Genomic DNA, 22753 nt, shown 5'->3' with positions numbered 1-22753 from the left:
TGGTCATGAAAATATCAGTATTAGGTGCGGGAAGTTGGGGAACAGCTATAGCGATACACTTAAACCGACTTGGGCATCAAATTACATTGTGGATGAGAGATAAAAATCAGTTTGAGGAAATTGTGTCTACTCGTCACAATAAAAAATATCTTGATGTTGATATTCCTCAAGAAATTTCCATTACTACTGATTTAAAAGAGGCAGTAACTAACTCTGAAATAGTAGTAATCGCAGTACCTTCTCATGCTGTGAGAGAGATATCGGAAAAATTAAAAGAGGTAGTTGATAAAAACTTTATTGTGGTAAATCTTGCAAAGGGAATAGAGACTTCCACTTTAAAAAGAATGTCTGAAGTCATAAAAGAATATCTTTCAAATGATGTAGTTGTTTTGTCAGGTCCTAGTCATGCTGAGGAAGTAATCAGGCAAATTCCTACAGCCTGTGTTTTAGCCTCTTTGAATGTTAAAGCCTGTGAAATAGTGCAAGATGCCTTTATGGATGAAAACTTTAGGTTGTATATAAACAAGGACGTTGTGGGAGTGGAATTAGGAGGATCATTAAAGAATATTATAGCCTTGGGAGCTGGAATTTCAGACGGGCTTGGATTTGGCGATAATACCAAAGCTGCTCTTATGACAAGAGGTCTTGCGGAAATTACTCGTTTGGGTGTCGCGTTAGGTTCTGATCCGTTGACGTTTTTAGGTTTGGCAGGTGTAGGAGACCTCATTGTCACTTGTACCAGCATGCTTTCACGAAATAGAAGAGCAGGGATACTTATAGGTAAAGGTAAAAGTTTAGAAGAAGCATTAAAAGAGATAGGAATGGTAGTAGAAGGAGTTAATACTACAAAATCCGCCTACAGACTTTCTCAAATTCATAAAATAGAAATGCCAATAACTAAAGAAATTTATTCCATACTTTTTGAGGGTAAAAATCCCTATGAGGCTGTTTATAGCCTTATGACGAGAGATAAAAAACATGAATTGCACGGTATTTGATCTCCGGTTTTCCGGAGATTTTATTATATTTCAATATTTTTTACATATAAATGTACTGTTAAAGCATATATATATGAGTGAGAAGAAAAGGATATGGGGATATAAAAAGGAGGGAAATGGGTTGGAAAACTACGATATCTATAAAAATATTGCAGAAAGAACACAAGGGGATATCTACATAGGAGTAGTAGGCCCAGTGAGAACAGGTAAATCGACTTTTATTAAGCGATTTATGGACATATTAGTACTGCCATACATAGAAAATCTTCCCCAAAAAGAGAGAATAAAAGATGAATTGCCACAAAGTGCAGCAGGCAAAACCATAATGACTACTGAGCCTAAATTTGTTCCTGAAAAAGCGGTAGAGATAACAATTAATGAAAACACGAGGTTTAAAGTGAGATTAGTAGATTGTGTAGGATATATGGTCAAAGGTGCACTGGGATACATGGAAGGGGATAAGCCCCGTATGGTGTCTACTCCTTGGTATGATTATGAAATACCTTTTGAGGAAGCGGCAGAAATAGGAACAAAAAAAGTCATAAATGACCATTCTACAATAGGATTAGTGATGACCACTGATGGAAGCATAACCGACATACCGCGAGAAAATTATGTAGCAGCAGAAGAAAGGGTAGTAAAAGAATTAAAAGAATTGAATAAACCTTTTATAATAGTGCTAAATACAACTGATTCTCAAAGTCCCGAAACAATTAATTTAGCAAAAGAATTAGAGAAAAAATACGATGTACCTGTTGTTGTTTTAAATGTACTTAAAATGGAAATACCAGACATTCATGCAATTTTGGAAAAAGTCTTATTTGAATTTCCCATACGGGAGATTGCAATTGATTTGCCTAAATGGGTAGATGCTCTTGATAAAAGTCATTGGCTTAAGCAAAATATAATGGAAACAGTAAAAGAAAACATAAAAGATTTGTTTAGATTAAGAGATATACCTAAGTTAGTTGGTGGTCTTAAAGCAAATGAAAACTTTTCTGAGGTGTTTATAAAGAAGATAACTCCAGGTGAAGGCTGTGCAAATGTTGAAATAAAAACCCAGGAAGGCTTATTCTTTAAGATATTAAGTGATGAAAGCGGACTTGAAATTCATGGTGATAAAGAATTAATGACAATGATGAGAGAATTGGCTTATGCAAAAAGACAGTATGATAGAGTTAAAGATGCTTTTTTACAAGCTGAAAAAACAGGTGTAGGAGTGGTACCTGCAAGCCTTGATGACATGAAGTTTGAAAAACCCGAAATAGTAAGGCAAGGTGGGAGATTTGCGGTAAGGCTTAGAGCTTCTGCTCCTTCATATCACATATTTAGAACTGATATTACGGCAGAAGTATCGCCAGTTGTAGGAACAGAAAAGCAAAGTGAAGATTTTGTAAAATATTTGACAGAACAGTTTGAGAGCGATCCAGAAAAAATTTGGGAATCTAACATTTTTGGCAAGACCTTGAGTGACCTTGTAAAAGAGGGAATGCAAAACAAGATTGGCACCATTCCCGAAAACTTAAGTCATAAACTGAGAGATACATTAGAAAGAGTAGTGAATGACAGCGGAGGCGGAATAATCTTTATAATCATTTAACTATTGATTTTTTCTTTTATCTCGTTTATAATAAAAGCTGAACATAGTTTCTTTCTGGGTGTGGCGCAGCTGGTAGCGCCAGAATGGGGTTCTGGAGGCCGGGGGTTCAAGTCCCCCCACTCAGACCAGTAACAAAATAGGAAAATTCAGTTGGTAAAAATTGAAAAAAGAGAGTACCACTTACCTAAAAATGAAAGGAGGTAAGTGGTTTTTTGCTACTTAAATTTGCCATTAAGTATTTTTTAGACGACAGACGATTTAAAAACCTCTCTCCAAGAACAATTGGGATTACAAACAAATTCTCAATGATTTTTGCAACTTTGTGACAGAACAAGAAAACGTATGCAACCACAAGCGATATTAAGCGATACTTTCTACAGGAAGATGACAAAAGCAACAAGATAGCAACAATCAACTGTAAGTTAGTTATGGTTATGAACTTCAAAGATGTAAGCTTAAATCACACGCATTTAGGTGTTGAGGTTTTATATTTGGATATAACTGTATATAATTGTATATAATCTGATAGATATTGGATAAAAATCATGCAAAGATGATGAGTCATTGCTCTTTTTCATAGCCGTCTTGTTAATTTTTTTTCAATGCATATTTTAAGATTTGTAATTTTACAAAAAGAATGAGGGGATTTGTATGTTGAGACAATACATGCAAATATAGAAAAACTTCACTTCCTTAGCATATGTTACTATTGACGAAAAACTTGTGGTATTATATAATTGTGTAAAAAATATCGTTAAAGGCTGTGACAAGGACGAGTAGGCAGATACAGCTTTCAGAGAATTGGCGGCAGGTGCAGGCTAATAAGCCTGTATTTGTTGAAAATCATCTCTGAGCTGCAGGCTGAAATTGCAGTAAGTTTTGCTGGTTTCCTGTTATATAAAATGAGAGATACCCATTGTTAAATAGGGTGGTAAGGTGGTACCGCGAACTTCTCGTCCGTGACGGGAAGTTTTCTTTTTATGGTAAATAAAGAAGGGAAATTCATACTTCAAGAAAATGGGTCTTGTAAGTTTAGTGTAGAAAGATATTTTATTGTGCATAATTCCTAAATGAACTGCCGGAGGCCAAACGGTACGTACGATGGTGTGAGAGGACGTTTTTTTAAATAAAATAATTATTTAGTTCATACTCGATTAAATTTTTAGGGGGTTTGGTGTGAAAAAGATTGGACTAATAGGGGCGATGGAAGAAGAAATAGACATTTTAAAAAATGAGATGACCTTAAAAGAAATTGTAAGGAAAGCTAAATTGGATTTTTACGTAGGCAGTTTAAAAGGTGCGGATATCGTTATAGTTCGTTCAGGAATTGGAAAAGTAAATGCTGCTATGGCAACCCAAATTTTGATTTCTGACTTTAATGCAGATGTACTCATAAATACTGGGGTGGCAGGTGGTATAAAGCCTGGCATAAAAGTAGGGGATATAGTCATTTCATCAGATACTATGGAATATGACATTGATGTAACAGCTTTTGGATACGAACCTGGAATAATTCCCAGAATGGAAAAAAGCATTTTTAAAGCAGATGGAAAACTTGTTGAATTAGCTAAAAAAGTGGCAAAAAATATCGCTGATGGTAGTGCATATGTAGGAAGAATTATTTCGGGAGATAAATTTGTGGTTTCTAAAGAAGAGGCTAGAAAATTAGGAGAAATGTTTAATGCCTATGCAGTAGAAATGGAAGGAGCAGCTATTGCTCATGTCGCATATTTAAATAATATACCCTTTGTCATAATAAGGAGTATTTCTGACAATGCTAATGAAGAAGCTTCTGTTGATTTTAATACTTTTATAGAACAAGCTGCCAAAATTTCTAGCAAAATTGTAAGCGAAGTGGTGAAGCTGATGTGAGGCGGTAAAATGCCTTTATCGAACGGAAAGGCGGCTACCTTTGTTCAGTGTGAATCATCAAAAAATATTCGTTATCTGCTTTATGTGAATTTTCTACTACTCCCATAAGATGTTTAGCTTTTGGAGGAATACGAGAAAGAACTACCACAAAATGAAAGAGCATTTTGTTCCATTCTTCAAATTTCTTCTAGTTTCCTCCACAAAATTTTTTGACCATTATCTAACCTAATTTTTATTAGATTTCTTATATTATGGGTGATTAGCTACAATGCGACTAAGACTATAAACATAAAACCGAAAGTAGCAGAAAATTCATATATTTTTGCTGTTATGGAAGCATTTTGACTATGGTGCTCAAATACTTTTCTGACAACTTCTCCCACAATTTTTTCCGGGATGTGCCTAACTCTAGGCATAGGCATTAAGCTTATTTTCTTTCTTCTGTGCTAGTGCCAATACATTATCCTTGTTTTTTATCCCTTGGGCATACACCCTATTGGCTACCTTGGGATGAGAGCTCTCTAAAAAGACATATTTTCCTTGTGGCAGGATTTTTGATCTTTGTTATATTAACTTTCGCAGGAAGTCTTTAAAGCCTAAGCTGTTGCTTAGGGACGATATAACGATGTAGGTTTTGCTTTTATAAGTTTAACAATGTCAAAAAATAGATTATTTTCATAAATTATTTGAAAACCGGTCTTTTTTATATTATCGATAGTATTTCTGTTGATATTGGCTCCGTATATTCTGACAACTAATGGGTTTATAATATCCATAAATGTACCTAAGGGTTCTATATTACTTCTTACATGCTCCAACATGATTAATTCACCGCTTTTTCGCAGGACCCTTTTTATCTCTTGTAATCCTTTAATGGGGTCCGGCACAGAACAAAAGACACAAGTTGTTATCACCGTATCAAAAGAGTTGTCAGGGAAATCTAGTTGTTGAGCATCCATTAATTTAAGCGTTATATTTAAACCAAGTTTATTTGCCCTTGCTATTGCTTTTTCAAGCATCTTTGGACTAAAATCTATGGCTGTGATATTAATATCTTTGGGATAATAAGGCATGTTTTTGCCTGTTCCAACACCGATTTCCAAAACATCGTGGCCCTTTACATGATTAAATAGTTCTTTTCTCCATTTAGATATCCACATTTTTTCCATCATGTCTTCAATTTTATCATAATATTTTGCTGCCCTATCATATCTCTTTTTTATAATTTCTGTTGTATTTCTCATATACAGTCCTCCTTTGGTTATTTTTTTGTTTATTCTGATAATAATTCTAGCATATATTTTCCTAAAATAAGTGCGATTTTATGTAGAAAATATGAAAGTTTATTCTTATTCTATACATATGCAAAGAATGAGCAGGAGGTTTGAGTACAGTTTAGGTAAATAGTTGCAATATGGTGCGATATGTTGAAACTTCGACTATAACCAAATGAAATCAAAATGTCTTTTGGAAGGAAACAAGGGATAAATGAGGAAAAATCTAAAGGTTTTAAATTCCTAAAATTTCTTCATATTTTCTTCACAATTACACTGTACAATGTAGATATGAAAATAATATGGATTCTGTAAAATTTTTAATAAATTTATCATCGTTAAATAAAATTAATTAACTATTTCAAAAACATTGTCTATAATACCAATATATAGTAGATTAGGAAAGGAGCTAGCAATATGAGCGAAATATTGTATATAATAGTATTCGCAGGTGTTATGTTTTTAATTCATTTTTTAATGTATAAAGCAGGTATAGGTGGTTGCTGTGGAAGCCATAATAATCATAGCAGCAATCACAATAATGAAAAAAGGTTTACCGACAAAGCTTATGAAAATTATGCTCTTGAAAGTAATGAAGTAAAAGAAAAGAATAAAATCTAAATTAAATAGCAATATAATTTTACATTTTATATTCTCCAGGTGTTTGTATATTTCAGGATTTTTCTTGAAAAGTGAAGTCACCATTTTGCATCATCTGCCTTATAATTTTTTATGATAAATAGAGGCGATATAAAGGCAGAAAATGAAAAGTGAAAAGGGACGAAGTGTTGCTGGAGTGCAATTTAGTGCATTTATAACCTATTATTGACAAAAAATAATAATAATAATAAGCAATAATATAAAATGTACCTAACGAGGAGATAGTATATTGAGAGGAGGTGATATATATGGCTAAAGATCCAGTTTGCGGAATGACGGTAGATGAAAGTAAAGCTCCAGCAAAATCAGAGTACAATGGGAAAACATACTATTTTTGTTCCAACCACTGCAAAGCAGAGTTTGACAAAGATCCTGCAAAGTATGTAAAGGAAGATACGGGTCATATGAGCCATGGCAGCCACTGCTGTTAATTCGAAAGGGAAACTTTTTAAGTTTCCCTTTTCTATAACTTTGATTTAAAATCCTTGAAGAATGAATATAAAAATAAAGTCAAGTAAGACGATATGATTACTATAAATAAAAGATTAAACTTATGACGCATAGAAACGGAATATGATTACAAAAAGATAAGGAGGCTTTAATATGGAAGTTATGAATAAAGAGACAGCGAAAGTAAGTTTTAAACTTAAAGGCATGACGTGTGCATCCTGCGCTTCAAGGATAGAAAAGGCGCTAAAAAAGATGCACGGTGTAAGCGAAGCCAATGTAAACTTTGCGGCAGAAAAAGCCACTATAACATATAATCCGCAAGATGTAAGCGTAGATGACTTTGTGAAAAAGATCAGAGATGTTGGATATGATGTTATAGAAGACAGGACGACCTTAAAGCTAAAAGGCATGACATGTGCTTCTTGCGCTATGAGAATTCAAAAAGCATTAAGTAAAACACCGGGTGTGAGAAATGCCAGTGTAAATTTTGCAACAGAAACAGCTGTTATAGATTACAATGCAGAACAGGTAAGTGTAAATGATCTTATAAAAGTCGTAAGAAAAGTAGGTTATGATGCCATTGAAAAAACAGAAGGTGTTGATGTAGATAAACAAGAGAAAGACAGGGAAATAAGACATCTTAGATTTCTGTTTATAATATCGGCAATACTATCAATACCATTGGTTTTAAATATGATTTTAGAATCTGGATTTGGCATAATGACTGTCCTGGGCAATCCATATTTAGAATTGGTTATAGCTACCCTAATACAGTTTATCATAGGTTATAGATTTTATAAAGGTGCTTATCACGCTTTATTAGGTGGATCTGCAAATATGGACGTGTTAATCGCCATGGGTACGACAATAGCTTATTTTTACAGCGTATATAATGTATTTGTCGGTGTTCGGGGACAGCTCTATTTTGAAGCAGCTGCTGTCATAATAACATTAATCCTTCTGGGCAAATACCTAGAGGCAGTAGCAAAAGGCAAGACCTCTGAGGCTATTAAAAAACTCATGGGACTTCAGGCTAAGACTGCCAGGGTAATAAAAGACGGAAAAGAGGTTGACATACCTGTTGAAGAAGTTCAGGTAGGAGATATAGTAGTAGTAAGGCCAGGTGAAAAAATACCGGTAGATGGCAAGATCATAGAAGGTTATTCGGCTGTAGACGAATCGATGCTCACAGGTGAATCTATACCTGTTGAAAAGAGAGTCGGTGATGAAGTTATTGGTGCGACGATAAACAAGACAGGATCCTTTAAATTTGAAGCCACAAAAGTAGGAAAAGATACAGCACTGGCACAGATAATAAAATTAGTAGAAGACGCTCAAGGTTCTAAGGCACCGATCCAGCGTTTGGCAGATCAGATCTCGGGTATATTTGTACCTGTAGTGATAGGAATAGCGGCGATAACATTTTTAGTATGGTATTTTGGGTTTGGCAATCTATTCATGGGTATAACAAGCGCTATATCCGTTCTTGTTATTGCATGCCCATGCGCACTGGGGCTTGCTACCCCCACATCAATAATGGTGGGTACAGGTAAAGGTGCAGAAAACGGCATACTTATAAAAGGTGGAGAACATCTGGAGAGAGCTCATAGGATAAATGCCATCGTCCTGGATAAGACGGGCACAATCACAAAAGGCAAGCCGGAGGTTACTGACGTAATTAAAGTAAATGGCTATAATGAGAGCGACATATTGAGGTTTGCAGCTATAGCTGAAAAGAATTCAGAACATCCTTTAGGGGAAGCAATAGTGAATAGGGCAAAAAGCGACAATATAAGTCTGGATGATCCACAGGACTTTAAGGCGATACCTGGGCATGGAGTATATGCCAGAATTGACGGCAAAGACATTTACGTTGGGAATAGAAGGCTTATGCAAAAAGAAGGAATACCCATAGACGCCATAGAAGATAAATTGGATAAATTAGAAGAAGAAGGCAAGACCGCGATGATAATGGCAGTTGACGGCAAACTGGCTGGGATTGTGGCGGTAGCAGATACGGTAAAAGAAAACTCAAAACAGGCCATAGATCAATTAAAGAAAATGGGAATAGAGGTCTGGATGATAACAGGTGACAATAGGCGAACAGCCAGTGCTATAGCAAAGCAGGTAGGCATAGAGCATGTTTTAGCTGAGGTATTGCCCGAGAATAAGGCGGAAGAAGTTGAGAAGCTCAAACGACAGGGCAAGATAACCGCTATGGTGGGAGATGGGATAAATGATGCTCCGGCATTGGCCGCATCAGATGTAGGCATTGCTATAGGAACAGGCACAGATGTGGCCATTGAAGCCGCTGATATAACACTAATGAGCGGTGATCTGATGGGAATACCTACTGCTATCAGACTAAGCCGCGCCACCATGAGAAATATAAAGCAGAACCTCTTCTGGGCATTTATTTATAATGTAATAGGTATACCAATAGCTGCCTTTGGGTTTTTGAATCCTGCAATTGCAGGGGCGGCTATGGCATTTAGTTCGGTTTCTGTGGTTACCAATGCCTTGAGGCTTAAAAGATTCAAGCCTAAGATGCCCAGGTAAGTTTTAAAATACTCCTTATAACGCATCATTTTTCTTCATATTTTCTCCACAATTAAAGTGTATGATGTATATGTGAGAATAAAAAAGGAGGTAATAAAAAATGGGGTTGGCCGATAAGATAAAGTCGATTTTTAAAGCAAAAGCAAATTCAATATTGAATGAATTAGAAGATCCTGAAGAGGCTTTAGAGCTGTCTCTTGAAGAGCTGAGAGAACAATTAAATAAGATAAATAAGTCGCTTATCGAGGTTACTACGGTTAAGAAAAGGCTTGAAAGTAACCTCTCAGATATAAGGGATAAAATAAGATTGGCTCAAGAACAGGCTGATCTATCAATTGCTTCCAACCGAGAAGATTTAGCCCAGGCGGCATTATCTAAAAAGATGGATCTTACAGAACAAGAAGAACGGATTTCAAAAGAACTGAAGCAGTTAGAAGAAAAGATAAAGATGATCGCGGCTAATAAAGAGAAACTGGAGAGGCATATTTACGATCTGCAGAACAAAAAGAAGAATTAATTGCCATGAATCGTGCAGCTGACGCTCAAATAATGGTTAAGGAAGCTATTGCAGGGGTTTCCAGTGATATTTTAAATATAAATCAGAGAATAGCCAGGGCGCAAGAGAAGATAAAAGAGAAAAATAACAGGGTAGCTGCTATGGATGAGCTTATTGAGATAAATGCACTAGACGTATTGGATGAAACAGATCCTATTCAGGAAGAGTTAAATAAAATCCAAAAGGAAGAGAGGATAAAGCAAGAGTTAGAACAACTGAAAAAGAAGAAAGGGGTGTCGTAATAATGGGATGCGGTGGTGGATTGTTTAGGACATTTGATTATTATGGATTTCCAAGGGGGTGTGGAAGCTATAGAGAGGATTCCTGCGATAGTTATGTGCAAGATGATTTTGAGGAAAAGATGACGTTGCTAAAAAGGATGTACGCAGAAGGGATTATTGATGACATGCAATTCGGAAGGTATAAACAGATGATATACGATAACACCATAAGCTTTGAAGAATTAATGGATATTAGAAGGCGCGGCTTAAATAAGACAAGACAACAAGAGCAAAATAGAGGTATTAACAGCACTGGTAGCTACCTTGATGCGAAAATGCAAAAATTACAGCAAGCTAGGTTTAAAGTACTACAAGTTAGGGATAAATTGCGACAGAGGATTGATGAGCTTAAGGCGGAAAAAGATAAGATGGAAAATATGGCGGAAAGTGTAATAAAAATCAGCGAAGAAAAAACTGAGGAGTTTATTAGCAGAAAGATCGAGATAGAAGAGAGCATACAGAGGCTAGTAAAGCAAGACAGTGAGTTGGAGAAGCAGATAGAAGAAATAGATAGAATGATCAAAGAACTACAGACAAAAGAGCTAGAATACGAGGCTGTAAAGCTTAAAGAAGAGATAGAAAATTTAAAATAATTGAAAATAGGAGGTAATAAAAAATGAAAAGTAAGTTATTAATGACAGCTGTATTATCTGTTGTGTTAATAGGATTAATTGGAGAGATGGCTCTGGCAAAAGGTACTAACAGTACAACTTTCCCTAAAAATCCAGTTAAAATTGTAAATCAAACAAAAGATGTAAAACAAAATGATTATGGATATGAAAACATGATTGAGATTATGAAAGAAAATGGACTAACAGATATGGCAAATCTCATGGAGAAAAGAGATTTCAATGGCATGGATAAACTTATGGAGAACCTATCAGATTCCGACTATCAAAAGATGATAAAGATAATGAGAGATAACGGGTATGGCAATATGGCTGCTGTGATGGAGTCTATCGGGAAAAACGGAATGATAGAAATGTACAAAGCCATGGAGGGTATGCATGGCTTCAACAGTTACATGATGGGTGGCTTTTGATGGCCACCATTATATAGTTTTTTGACATAATTCCGACTATTCAAATATGAAAACAAGACTTAAGAAAGGGGAGTTTTCTTGGTTGAGTTATTTAAAATAGGGCACATATCTGTGTACTTATTTGGCCTGATGATAGCTATTGCAATCATTGTTGGATTGTTACTAGCATACAAAGAAGCGATCCGTAAAGGAATAGATGCTAACGAATACTTAGATTTCCTTTTATATTTGGTATTATTCGGGATTATAGGTGGAAGACTGGGTTATATAATATTTTTTAACCCTAAATATTTTATAAGCCATCCACTGGATATAATAAAAATAAATAACGGCGGCATGTCTATACAGGGTGCTATAATGTTTGCGACATTGTTTGCTATATGGTATACCAAGAAGCACAACAAGAATTTTTGGGTTTTTGCCGATATAGTTGCGCCTTCGCTGGCATTGGGCCAGGCAATTGGCAGGATTGGATGTGACGTGTTTGGCGTTCCTATGTCAAAAAAATGGTTTTGGGGTGTCCCATATAATGGACAATGGGTTCATCCAGCACAGGTTTATGAATTTACGCTGGATTACATCCTGTTTTTTGTATTGTGGAGAAAGCGCAAAAACGTCGATTATAATGGACAGTTAATTTTGTGGTATTTGATATTTTTTAGCGTAAACAGAGGGATTGTTGAGTTCTTTAGGACAAACCCCATAGTATTTGGGCCCTTTTCCATTGCCCATGTTTTAAGCGCGGTAATAATTGTTGCTGGTTTGTGCGCTATGTATGTCCTCAAAAAACGCAGTAGGGATGAAGTGAAGGGGAATGAAGTAGTATCCAGGGGGAAGCTATTGAGGACGGGCTTATCGTGACATTATTATACATTATATCCTTGATGATATATTATGGCATAAGGAGGGGTTTTGTTTTATGAGCAAATTAGTAAAAAGAATGACCTTTGCTATCATTGTGATAGCATTAATATCTTCTGTGTTTTATTTTGAATCAAAATTTTCCAAACCAAAAAACGTAGCAGACAATCCCAAGCAAGTGACTCAAAATAATAAAACATCGGAGAAAAAAGATACATTAAAAGCAGCAAACACATCTACTACAAAGATAAATCCTCAGGATCTTCTGATAACCAACGATGAAGGCGATATAAGCATAGGCGTAAGCTATATGAATCCCATACAAGATGATAAAGACAATCTGGTTTTTCAGGTATTTTTAGACAACCATCAGGTGGATCTATCTCAACTCGACCTAAGCGGAAAGGTATTGTTTACTAATAGCGAAGGTCTAAAGGTTGACAATGTAAAGTGGTCAATAGAGGGCTCGGGGCATCACGTTGTCGCCTTTATAAAAATACCAAAAAAGATAAACGGCAAAAGTTTGATTACACCCAATACCAAATATATTCAATTAGAATTGCGGGACATAGGTGGGGTTAAATCCAGAGTATATAAATGGGACGAAAGGTTTTTAAAATAAGGGGGGCTATAGGTGACTTATGCATTACCTTTTATAGCAGGCGTTGCTTCGTTTTTATCCCCATGTATAATACCCATGATAAGCGTATATTTCTCGCTGATAACCGGCATGTCCATAAAGGATCTAAAGGACGTAGAATTTCACAGGACGATGAGAAAGTTTATTCTCATTAATACCTTTGTGTTCGTACTTGCCTTTACAATCGTTTTTACTTTAGTCGGTGGATTATCAGGTACTATAGGCAAGTGGTTGAGCAGCTATATCTCGGTAATGAACGTAATCGGTGGGATACTGATTATAGCAATGGGTTTAAATTTAATCGGTTTAATCAATTTAAACTTTTCATTTTTAAGTAAATACAGTGCACATGACATTAAAACATCTTCCAGGTATCTTACTACTTTTTTAATAGGCCTATTTTTTGCTATAGTGTGTTCCCACTGCATAGGGCCGGTATTATATTCCATGTTGATATATACTGCCACAACGGGAAGTACGCTAATCGGTATGAAGACCATGTTCCTGTTTTCTATAGGCCTTGCAGTGCCATATTTGTTGGTAGGTTACTATATGCCAGAGGCGATTAATGTTATAAAGGAAACAAAGAAATATCAAAATATTATATCAGTAATCTTGGGAACTTTTCTAATTTTCCTGGGGTTGCTGACGATTTTCGGCAAAATTCAGGATTTAACGGCATTTTTAAGCAGATTATTACCGTTTAAACTGCCATTAGGAATGTAGCAGAGGAAGGATAAAGAAACCGTGACTCTATTCATACCATTGGCAGTTTTTCCGAATCTGGCAAAAAAGGTAAAATTGTATTTACTAAATGGAATACATTTTCCAGAACAGATGTTATAAAAATAGAAGGAGATCCCAATGAGATGATATTGACGACTGATGGTACTACCAATGCGACTATGTTTTGACGGTAAAATAAGCAGCTTAAATAAATACAAAAATGACTTGAATATCTGCCTTTTTCTTTTTGGGAACAACGACAAAGTATTGATAATCGGACCTGGCGGTGGAAGGGACATACTGTATGCACTGGCTGGGGATAGCAAGAATATAACCGGGGTAGAAATTAACACATCAAGCTTTAATAAAACACTTATGTCAGCGGCTTTGGTTATGATTCATGGCTTTTTATGGGGATCCCCTTCCCACGAGGTATAAAGATATTAAGCGCCAGTGGCAAGGACGAGATAATAGCCGTAATGTGGGGTATTAACAGGGTAATGTCGATAGCTGGCGACGTACTATCTGTTATATTGTCAATGGAATTTGGATTTAACATTGCTATACTCGCTGGAGGGGTTGTATACACCCTCATAAGTTTAAGTGATAAATTTATTATCGGATTAATTGACTATTTCAAAAACATCGTCTATATTACCAATACGAACCTGTACTTTCCATCGTTGCATGCGTATACACTTTATTTTTTATCTAGCTCACCATCGCTAGTATATCTTCCGTCATCGCGGAGAATGTACGTATTTTTTTAAAAGAGTTCAATACCGTATTGAGTGATTCTATTGAGTGTTTTCTTTCAGCACCTCATTCATACTGCCCGTTCTATATCCTTCTAGGTCTAATGTCACATATGTGAAGCCTATATCTTTCAATTTTGCTGCTATTTTTTTCATCAAATCTCTATTTAAGATTTTATCATAATCTTTTTCGCCCAGCTCAATCCTGGCGATATTACCATGATGCCTTACTCTTAGCTGCCTGAAGCCAAGCTCTATAAGGAAATTTTCAGCTTTATCTATCATCGATAGCTTTTCCTGGGTAATCAACTCACCATAGGGAATCCGGGAAGCTAGACATGCAAATGACGGTTTATCCCACGTTGGAAGGCCCATTTCTTTTGACAATGCCCTTATGTCTTTTTTTGTAAGCTTTGCGAATTTGAGTGGACTGACTACATTAAGTTCCTGTGCTGCTTTCATGCCAGGCCTATAATCATTTAAATCATCGTAATTGGAGCCATCTGCTATATGATCTATTCCGTTTTCTTTTGCAACTTTCCATACCTTTTGAAAAAGTTCTTTTTTACAATAATAACACCTATCTATAGGGTTGCTGGAAAAACCTACAATATCAAGTTCTTCAGATGTAATGACTATATGTCTCGCCCCAATTTCTTGAATACACTTTATTGCCTCATTAAATTCTCTTTCAGGGTATGTAGAAGAGCGAGCTGTAACAGCCAACGCTTTGTCTCCTAGTACATCATGGGCTACCTTTATCAAAAATGTACTGTCTACACCGCCGGAATAGGCCACAGCAAGACTACCCATCTCTTTAATGTATGATTTTAAAGCGTTCAACTTTTGCCGTAAAATCTCGTCCAATTTGTTACCCCCCATTTTTTCAGAATTTAATAGGTTTTTGTAGAACCCCAAAATTCTCATAAATTCATGGGTTGTGCTACATATTTTAAAAGAATTCCCTGCTTTTGCCGAATTCTTACATAGGATAAACACAATGTTAATTTATTCTGGAATTATTCCGACTTCTTTTTACACCCAAAACCTGCCTCAGCCTGGTATTGATTCTAATGATATCCCTACATTTCCACGTGACCCTTCTCTTAAAATGGTGTACGATAGTACATGGTAGAAATTGTTGTGGCCTAAAGAATTTAGATCTACATAAATCAAAGATTTTGCTATTTAATCCCGAATAATCCTGCTTTTTTACTTCGATATTTGCTTTGCAATTAGCTAAGAATTTAAACTATTCCTATAGATTTAGTTTAAATTATATAATCTATATTGTCAACATGAAAGTTGAATACTCTTAGGTCTCTAATTTACAATATTTACCAATGAATTATTTCTGAAAAAGTGCAAAAGCATCGACAGATGGCTTTGAAAAGATGTGCAACGGCCGCTTTTCACAAAGTCACTTGCTTCAGAGGCATTCCTTTATAGCTGGTAAATTTTTTTATTAATTATATGGCTTCCCAAAAAATTACAGAAACTCATTCGGTTAAAGCGTTGGATGTAAGCTTGGATTTGTTTGAAAAAGGAATAGAAAAATTCTCCATTGACGTGGTGGATTTTTTTTGCTATTATAATACCAAGTATTCCGATATAAATAGTAGGATTTAAGGAGTGATGATATGGACAAAAAAATAATCAGTTATTTCGACAATATTGCCCACAATTGGGATGAGTTAAGGAAGTGTTATTTTCCGGATGAGCTTAAAACAAGAGTCACAGAAGGAATGGTTAAAGATAAGGATATTATAGCTGCAGATATAGGAACTGGCACAGGATTTATAGCTCTGGAACTTGCAAAAGTCTTATATAGCGTAATTGCTATTGATGTATCCAGTGAAATGCTAAAAATGGCTCAAAAGAAAGCGGAGAAAGAAGGTTTAAAAAATCTTCTTTTTATAAAAGGGAAAATGCAGGATATTCCGTTAATGGATGGATCAGTAGACCTTGTGTTTACAAATATGGCTCTTCACCATGTGGATGATCCGCTTAAGGGCATCCAGGAAATGCATAGGATTTTAAAACCCGGTGGGGTTATTACCATAATTGATGTCGAAAAACACGAGTTTGAGTGGGCTAGGGAAGAGATGTGTGACGTATGGCTCGGATTTGATCGCAAGGAGATTGCAGAATGGATGCAGATTGTTGGGTTTAAGAATATATCTGTGGAATTTTCAGGATATTCTGCAAGAGCTGTATCAAAAAAAGGTTCTAAAGCCGAAGTAGGCATATTTATAGCAAAAGGCGTTAAGTAGGGAGGGGTTATTTTGAGGTTTAATACTCTTTTAATCCATGGAGGAAAACCCTTTGACGAAAAAACGGGAGCTTTGAGCTACCCTATTTACCAGGCAACCACCTATAAACAGGACGGAATAGGAAAGCATAGAGGGTACGAATATTCCAGAACGAGCAATCCCACAAGGGAAGCCTTGGAGATGCTTATTTGTGAATTGGAAGCAGGAGTTAGGGGATTTGCCTTTTCTTCAGGAATGGCAGCTATTTCCTCGGTAATCATGCTTTTTAATTATGGTGATGAAATATTGATTACAAAAAATGTTTACGGCGGCACTTTCAGAGTTTTTGATAGAATTTTCAAGAAGTTCGGAATAATAGCCAAATTTGTTGATACTACCGATTTAGATATGGTAGAAAATGCTATAAATGATAACACTAGAGCTATTTTTATAGAGACTCCAACAAATCCCCTTTTGGACGTTACAGATATTAAAGAAATATCTAAACTTTCTAAGAAATATGGAATCATAACAATTGTTGATAACACCTTTATGACGCCTTTTTTCCAGAGACCTCTGGAATTTGGGGCGGATATAGTAATACACAGTGCAACCAAGTATCTTGGAGGGCACAGTGATGTTTTGGCGGGACTTGTTGTTGTGAATAGCGAAGAATTAGCTGAAAAGATGCATTTCATACAGAATTCAGTAGGTGCGGTGTTGGGACCGCAAGATTCGTGGCTTTTAATAAGGGGTATAAAGACTTTGGGCATAAGGATGGAAAAGCATGACAGAAATGCTCGGGAAATTGCCGAATGGCTTAAAGGATTGCCTGAAATCAAAAAAGTTTATTATCCAGGACTTAAGGAACATAGAGGACATGAGGTTATGAAGAAGCAGTGCAGTGGTTTTGGAGGTATGATTTCTTTTGAGCTGGATGACAAGGATGAAGTAGAAAAATTTATCTCGCGATTAAGAATTATTTATCTTGCGGAAAGTTTAGGTGCTGTTGAGAGCCTCATCTCAATTCCCTCCAAAATGACACATGCCTCAATACCTGAAGAAGAAAGATTGAAGTTGGGGATTAAAGATACGTTGATAAGACTTTCTGTTGGTATAGAAGATGTTGAGGATTTAAAAGAAGATATTTTTAATGCTCTAAGGAGGTAACACCATGGAATACTTAAAGGACATAAGGGAACTTATAGGAAATACGCCTATTTTAAAAATAAGCAATTTCGAGATACCCGAAGGCATTAACATATTTGCAAAGTTGGAGTTTTTAAATCCGGGCGGAAGTGTAAAGGATAGGGCATGTCTATATATGATAAAAGATGCTGAAGAAAGAGGATTATTAAAAAAGGAGGCACACTTATTGAGCCAACTGCAGGTAATACAGGCATAGGTCTTGCTCTAGCGGCATTAAATAGGGGATATAGGGTAATTTTTGTGGTGCCCGATAAATTTTCCGTAGAAAAGCAGCTTCTTATGAAAGCTCTGGGAGCCGAGATAGTAAATACCCCAAAAGAAGAGGGAATGAAGGGGGCTATAAAAAAAGCCGAAGAGCTTGCGAGAGAAATAGAGGGTTCCTTCATTCCAAATCAATTTATTAATATGGCAAATGTCAGGGCTCATTATGAGACCACCGGTCCCGAAATATACAGGCAGCTGGACGGAAATATTGATTTATTTGTTGCCGGTGCGGGGACTGGTGGAACCTTTACAGGTGTAGTAAAATATTTAAAAGAAAAAATAATAAAGTTAAGGCAGTTTTGGCAGATCCCGTAGGATCTATAATTGGTGGTGGAGGTGAAGTAGGATGCTATAACATCGAGGGAATAGGTAATAGCTTTATACCAGATACCATGGATACTTCTTTAATAGACGAAGTAGAGAAAATATCGGATGAAGAAGCTTTTAACGCCGTAAAAGAACTTCATAGAAGGGAAGGACTAATAGTTGGCCCATCTTCAGGTGCTGCTTTTACCGCAGCCATGAGGCAAGCGATGAAGGCAAAGGCACCATGCAACATTGTGGTAGTTTTCCCTGACAGAGGAGATAGGTATTTCAGCAAAAACTTATATGAATAAGATAACGAGGAAGGTGGTATTTGTGATAAAAGTGGAGAGCTTTGAACTTGATCATACCAAGGTAAAAGCGCCTTATGTTAGAAAAGCGGCCGTTTTAAAGGGTGAGAAGGGGGATATAGTCGAAAAATACGATATAAGATTGTTACAGCCCAATGAATCAGAGCTTCCTACCTCAGCTCTTCATACTCTGGAACATCTTTTTGCGGTTTATTTCAGAGAGGAATTAGATGGAATAATTGACGTTTCCCCTATGGGTTGCAGGACGGGATTTTACCTTGTAAAATTTGGAGAAAGCTCCGAAGAAGAAGTTAAAAATAAGCTTATAAATGTTCTTAAGAAGGTTTTAACTACCGAGGAAGTTCCGGCCGCAAATCCGGTTCAATGTGGAAATTTTCGAGACCATTCTTTATTTTCCGCTAGAGAATATGCAAAAATGATTTTGGAAAAATTTGAATATACTCAAAATTAGTCTCAACTATTATTTTGTTTTGCGAATTTGACCACATGACTATATAATAAATGCTTTAGAGAGCTATTTAACGATTGTCATTACTGAAAAATGCTGAATGTTAGAAATGGAAGTAGCAGGAAGGTGCTTTAATTTCAGAGAGTCGGTGGTAAGTACAAACGGTAAAGGGGCTTTCCGAGCCTACCCCGGAGTTTTATGATATAATTGTTATGCACTTATTCTGATGCCTCCTCTTAATGATTTTTGGTTGTTGACTAATTTTTGTCATAATAGGTATTCAGAATAAGTGCATTATTTTTTTGTAAGGGGGTTCTTACTTACCCCACCAACTGCCTTTTCCTACTTAATGTTAAGAATATGCCTTCAGAGGGTTTGAGGTCTTTCCTATACACTAGATGGTACACGACAATTATTAAATACTAGCATTGGTGATAAAAATACTTTTTCTGAGAACCTATCTTTCTTTTAATGTTGTTAATTCTTCCGTAAAATTTACAATAATTACATTATATTTCAATTTAAAACTAAAGGGCGAGCATTCAGAAAATACCCACCCTAACTTTTGACAAAGAACCTTTATTTTTTATTTTTAAAAAATCATACAATAATTTTACACTATATTAGGGGGTAAATATGTCTTCATCAAGTCCTTATTTACTCATAAACACATCATTAACCCTATCTTGTAAATATACTTTATAATATTTCCCCGCTGGTATTTGATTATATAAATTATATCCTTCATCAATGCAAGCCTTACACGCATCTCTTGGAATAGAAATGGCAAATATTTCAATACTCCAATCAGAACGGGATTGAATTGTATTGACGCCTGAGCATTTTGGGCATACCTTAAATCTCTGGATTTGTGTTTCATGTATTCCATCAGTATCATAATATATACTTCTGGGCCTCAATATATACTGTTGATTTTTAATGGTTTCTCTACGAATATCCTCGCGTCTTTGCCAGCGGTTGTAAATCTCATCACACAATTTCTTTATATATTCAGTAATCTTTGGCGATTGCTTGAGTTTTTCAGGATCATAGTCTGGTTCTCTTACATGAGAATAATCAAGCCCTGCCATAGCAAGAATTATACCTAGATTTACATAAGGAAGTGCTCCTTCAATTGAATATCCACCTTCTAAGACTGCAATATCGGGATTCAATCTGTGGGTTAGCTCTGCATAGCCGTGAGCAGTAAACTTCATATCTGTAAGAGGGTCTGTATAGTGGTTATCTTGACCTGCAGAATTAATAATAAGGTCAGGCTTATATTCTTTCAATATAGGTATCACGAGATTATCAAGTACATTGAGAAAACCTTCTTCGCCAGTTCCTGGTGGCAAAGGTATATTTATGTTATATCCTATAGCTGATGGACCTCCAAATTCATCAATAAAGCCCGTACCTGGATAAAGAGTCCTTCCGTCCTGATGAAAGGATATATAGAGAGTATCTCTATCATTCCAATATATATCCTGAGTACCGTCACCATGATGACAGTCTGTATCCACTATGGCTACTTTTTTATTCCCAAATCTTTGTCTTATATTTTCCAGCATAACAGCTTCTATATTAACGATACAAAAACCCCGATCTCCAAATACCACCCTTTGAGCATGATGTCCCGGCGGCCTTACTATAGCAAAGGCCTTATCCACTTCTTTTTTCATAACTACTTCAGCAGCCTTTATAGCACCACCTGCAGATATAAGATGAGATTGGGTTACCCTTGTCATTACATCAGGTACACAAAAATGCACTCTCTCAACATCTTTTTCAGTAGCTATACTAGGATTATAAAATTTTATTCCCTCAATGTCCGCTATTCCTTCTTCGAATACCTGATCTTGGGTATATAAGAGCCTTTCTTCACGCTCTGGGTGTGTATGGCTTATTGCCCAATCAAAAGCCGGGAAAAATACAAGACCTACTTTGTTTTTAGACTTCAACATGATTTACACCTCTCAGTTCATATAGTAAACCAGGCTTTATCTGAGCTCTCACCCTTATGTTTTTACCACATGTATAGAAACCTCTTACCATATTAAAACTCGTCTTTTCTGTTATTTCACCCTCAAAGTCCTTATCAGAAGCTCCTATAACGGAAGCCATCTCTCTTAAAAGCTCCAATGCTTTTTGTTCGGCTTTATCTACAGTAAAGTCTTTGCCAATTTTCTCATATATCTCTATTTCAGGTATTGAAAGTTTTCCTTCAGCAGTATCAGCTAAAACTGTTACTTCAGCAGTTGGCTTAGCAAGAGCTGCTCCTATTGCATTAGCTATCTCATAGTTTTCTGGAACATAGCAAGGAAGATTAAATTCTTTTTCTAATAAAGGAGCTAAAGCCTTAGCAGGACCACCTATAAGAGAAATATACTTAGGTTTTAATTTTTTTCCATATAGCAGTTCTTTTACTGTATAAACGGGGCGACTGTTAATTTCATTAACAATGTTAGTTACCTCTTGTTTTATTATCTCTCCCATTTTTCTGTAAATAAGCTTTGCAGTTGCCTTCGCATCTAATTGTAATTTTTCACCCAAATCTTTCATCGCTGAAATTGCACGTTCTTTATCGCCAAAGTCTAGGAGACCCAAGACTATCATAGCATCACTAGGAGTAGGTACTAAACAACCTATCGCCATCGGAGGTCCTTCACGGTGAGGCCCTATTTTTATTTCCCCATTCTCAACATGTATTGCACTGTCCCCACCAAGGCCAATAGAAACGTTATAAATTGCCCTTACAAGTGTGTTATAATTACCTATTTTTATACCAAGCGGCTCAAAAAGTGGGACTCCATCCGCCACAAAAGAAATATCCGTTGTGGTACCTCCGATATCCAAAAGAATCCCATCTCTATCGCCAGGATTAAAAGCAAGAGCTCCCATTACACTAGCAGCAGGTCCTGACAAAATAGTATTTACCGGATATTTTTGTGCTGTATCCAAACTCATGGTACCGCCATCGGCTTTCAGCACATTGACAGGAACATTGATATTTTCTTTTTTCATGGCTTCCCTTATACTTTCACAAAATGATTTAAAAACATAATATACTGCGGAATTTAAGTAGGAAGTATAAACTCTCCGTGGAAAGTTTAGCTTTCCTGAGAGAGTATGTCCCATAGTCACAGGAGAAAATTTATCTTTTAAAAGCTTGCAAATTTCTATTTCATGTATAGGATTTCTGACAGAAAATTTAGCTACAACTGCACATGCTTCTATATTCTTTTCCTTGAATTTTAAAATAGCTTCTTGTATTTCCTCCGGCTTAAAGGACTTTATTTCTCTACCGCGATGGTCTACATATCCTGTAATAAAAATATTTTCTTTTCCACATGCTAAAAAGAAGGTTCCATACCTGGGCCACTTTCTATAATCATGCCAACGGAAGCAGTCTTACCTTCAACAATAGCATTTGTTGATATAGTGGTACTTAAATTTATACGATTAACACTTGAGATATCTTTACCTTTAAGCAGGTGATTTAAGGCTTCCCATATGGATCCAAATAAATTAATGTGGTCAGTAGGTGTCTTAACTGCATCTATAATATTGCCCCTATCAATAATTACAGCATCAACGTGTGTCCCTCCCATATCCAATCCTACAATCAATTTTTATACCCCCTTTTTGATGAATTTTGCCGTTTAAATCGA

22 protein-coding genes, 1 tRNA gene and 2 pseudogenes are annotated in these 22753 nt (G+C 36.1%); 19 read left to right on the top strand and 6 right to left on the bottom strand.

What is annotated here, in order from left to right; translation table 11 throughout:
• Nucleotides 1-5 precede the first annotated feature (5 nt).
• The 4 genes from OEI98_RS09155 (at nt 6) to OEI98_RS09140 (ending at nt 4470) form a co-directional block, all read left to right on the top strand.
• Nucleotides 6-998, top strand: a complete 993-nt coding sequence (locus tag OEI98_RS09155) for an NAD(P)H-dependent glycerol-3-phosphate dehydrogenase (protein ID WP_266037343.1) — start codon at nt 6-8, stop codon at nt 996-998.
• Nucleotides 999-1119: 121 nt separating this feature from the next.
• Complete coding sequence (gene spoIVA, locus OEI98_RS09150; RefSeq protein WP_266037341.1) at nt 1120-2598, top strand: stage IV sporulation protein A; 1479 nt, start codon at nt 1120-1122, stop codon at nt 2596-2598.
• A gap of 54 nt (nt 2599-2652) precedes the next feature.
• A tRNA-Pro gene (locus OEI98_RS09145) sits at nt 2653-2726 on the top strand.
• Nucleotides 2727-3774: 1048 nt separating this feature from the next.
• A complete protein-coding gene (locus OEI98_RS09140) occupies nt 3775-4470 on the top strand; it encodes a 5'-methylthioadenosine/adenosylhomocysteine nucleosidase (RefSeq protein WP_266037339.1) in 696 nt (231 codons plus the stop codon).
• A gap of 40 nt (nt 4471-4510) precedes the next feature.
• Here OEI98_RS09140 and OEI98_RS09135 read toward each other — a convergent pair.
• Together OEI98_RS09135 and OEI98_RS09130 are read right to left on the bottom strand one after the other, a co-directional pair.
• A pseudogene (locus tag OEI98_RS09135) lies at nt 4511-4799 on the bottom strand (IS481 family transposase); the annotation flags it as partial.
• Nucleotides 4800-5078: 279 nt separating this feature from the next.
• A complete protein-coding gene (locus OEI98_RS09130) occupies nt 5079-5714 on the bottom strand; it encodes a class I SAM-dependent methyltransferase (protein WP_266037337.1) in 636 nt (211 codons plus the stop codon).
• A gap of 447 nt (nt 5715-6161) precedes the next feature.
• Here OEI98_RS09130 and OEI98_RS09125 point away from each other — a divergent pair, with 447 nt between their 5' ends.
• The 11 genes from OEI98_RS09125 to OEI98_RS09075 all read left to right on the top strand — a co-directional run bounded on the left by OEI98_RS09125 (nt 6162) and on the right by OEI98_RS09075 (nt 13957).
• On the top strand, nt 6162-6365 hold the full coding sequence (locus tag OEI98_RS09125) for a hypothetical protein (RefSeq protein ID WP_266037335.1): 204 nt from the start codon (nt 6162-6164) through the stop codon (nt 6363-6365).
• Nucleotides 6366-6652: 287 nt separating this feature from the next.
• Nucleotides 6653-6835 (top strand): YHS domain-containing protein, encoded by a 183-nt coding sequence (locus OEI98_RS09120; protein ID WP_266037333.1) that lies wholly within the window; start codon nt 6653-6655, stop codon nt 6833-6835.
• A 172-nt stretch (nt 6836-7007) separates the two neighbouring features.
• On the top strand, nt 7008-9413 hold the full coding sequence (locus OEI98_RS09115) for a heavy metal translocating P-type ATPase (protein WP_266037331.1): 2406 nt from the start codon (nt 7008-7010) through the stop codon (nt 9411-9413).
• A 100-nt stretch (nt 9414-9513) separates the two neighbouring features.
• Nucleotides 9514-9930 (top strand): PspA/IM30 family protein, encoded by a 417-nt coding sequence (locus tag OEI98_RS09110; RefSeq protein ID WP_266037329.1) that lies wholly within the window; start codon nt 9514-9516, stop codon nt 9928-9930.
• Between the two features lie 5 nt (nt 9931-9935).
• A complete protein-coding gene (locus OEI98_RS09105; protein ID WP_266037327.1) occupies nt 9936-10211 on the top strand; it encodes a hypothetical protein in 276 nt (91 codons plus the stop codon).
• 2 nt (nt 10212-10213) lie between these two features.
• A complete protein-coding gene (locus tag OEI98_RS09100; RefSeq protein ID WP_266037325.1) occupies nt 10214-10843 on the top strand; it encodes a hypothetical protein in 630 nt (209 codons plus the stop codon).
• 23 nt (nt 10844-10866) lie between these two features.
• The gene (locus OEI98_RS09095; RefSeq protein ID WP_266037322.1) at nt 10867-11292 is read left to right on the top strand and encodes a hypothetical protein; all 426 of its coding nucleotides are present in this window, start codon (nt 10867-10869) and stop codon (nt 11290-11292) included.
• A 78-nt stretch (nt 11293-11370) separates the two neighbouring features.
• Nucleotides 11371-12153, top strand: coding sequence for a prolipoprotein diacylglyceryl transferase (lgt, locus tag OEI98_RS09090; protein ID WP_266037320.1), 783 nt, complete (start codon nt 11371-11373; stop codon nt 12151-12153).
• Nucleotides 12154-12211: 58 nt separating this feature from the next.
• Nucleotides 12212-12775: a hypothetical protein gene (locus OEI98_RS09085; RefSeq protein ID WP_266037318.1), complete on the top strand. Its 564-nt coding sequence runs from the start codon at nt 12212-12214 to the stop codon at nt 12773-12775.
• 12 nt (nt 12776-12787) lie between these two features.
• On the top strand, nt 12788-13519 hold the full coding sequence (locus OEI98_RS09080) for a cytochrome c biogenesis CcdA family protein (protein WP_266037316.1): 732 nt from the start codon (nt 12788-12790) through the stop codon (nt 13517-13519).
• A 159-nt stretch (nt 13520-13678) separates the two neighbouring features.
• Nucleotides 13679-13957 (top strand): hypothetical protein, encoded by a 279-nt coding sequence (locus OEI98_RS09075; RefSeq protein WP_266037314.1) that lies wholly within the window; start codon nt 13679-13681, stop codon nt 13955-13957.
• A gap of 359 nt (nt 13958-14316) precedes the next feature.
• Here OEI98_RS09075 and larE read toward each other — a convergent pair whose 3' ends face one another.
• Nucleotides 14317-15156, bottom strand: coding sequence for an ATP-dependent sacrificial sulfur transferase LarE (gene larE / locus OEI98_RS09070; RefSeq protein WP_266037312.1), 840 nt, complete (start codon nt 15154-15156; stop codon nt 14317-14319).
• 758 nt (nt 15157-15914) lie between these two features.
• Here larE and OEI98_RS09065 point away from each other — a divergent pair.
• The 4 genes and pseudogenes from OEI98_RS09065 (at nt 15915) to OEI98_RS09050 (ending at nt 19085) form a co-directional block, all read left to right on the top strand.
• Complete coding sequence (locus tag OEI98_RS09065; protein WP_266037310.1) at nt 15915-16547, top strand: class I SAM-dependent methyltransferase; 633 nt, start codon at nt 15915-15917, stop codon at nt 16545-16547.
• Between the two features lie 12 nt (nt 16548-16559).
• Nucleotides 16560-17696: a bifunctional cystathionine gamma-lyase/homocysteine desulfhydrase gene (locus tag OEI98_RS09060; protein ID WP_266037308.1), complete on the top strand. Its 1137-nt coding sequence runs from the start codon at nt 16560-16562 to the stop codon at nt 17694-17696.
• Nucleotides 17697-17700: 4 nt separating this feature from the next.
• Nucleotides 17701-18616, top strand: a pseudogene (cysK, locus tag OEI98_RS15325) (cysteine synthase A).
• Nucleotides 18617-18638: 22 nt separating this feature from the next.
• Nucleotides 18639-19085, top strand: a complete 447-nt coding sequence (locus OEI98_RS09050) for an S-ribosylhomocysteine lyase (protein WP_266037306.1) — start codon at nt 18639-18641, stop codon at nt 19083-19085.
• A gap of 650 nt (nt 19086-19735) precedes the next feature.
• Here OEI98_RS09050 and OEI98_RS09045 read toward each other — a convergent pair.
• Genes OEI98_RS09045 through OEI98_RS09035 form a run of 3 tightly spaced genes read right to left on the bottom strand, consistent with a single transcriptional unit; the run spans nt 19736 to nt 22711 of the window.
• Nucleotides 19736-21046, bottom strand: coding sequence for a histone deacetylase (locus OEI98_RS09045; RefSeq protein WP_266037304.1), 1311 nt, complete (start codon nt 21044-21046; stop codon nt 19736-19738).
• Nucleotides 21033-22379 (bottom strand): hydantoinase/oxoprolinase family protein, encoded by a 1347-nt coding sequence (locus tag OEI98_RS09040; protein WP_266040641.1) that lies wholly within the window; start codon nt 22377-22379, stop codon nt 21033-21035. The genes OEI98_RS09045 and OEI98_RS09040 overlap by 14 nt, the downstream gene beginning before the upstream one ends.
• A gap of 56 nt (nt 22380-22435) precedes the next feature.
• Nucleotides 22436-22711: a hydantoinase/oxoprolinase N-terminal domain-containing protein gene (locus tag OEI98_RS09035; protein WP_266037302.1), complete on the bottom strand. Its 276-nt coding sequence runs from the start codon at nt 22709-22711 to the stop codon at nt 22436-22438.
• Between the last annotated feature and the right edge of the window lie 42 nt (nt 22712-22753).

Origin of the sequence: Thermoanaerobacter sp. RKWS2, from assembly GCF_026240795.1 — a bacterium.
GTDB lineage: Bacteria > Bacillota > Thermoanaerobacteria > Thermoanaerobacterales > Thermoanaerobacteraceae > Thermoanaerobacter > Thermoanaerobacter ethanolicus.
This window is presented reverse-complemented; position numbering and strand designations above follow the sequence as displayed.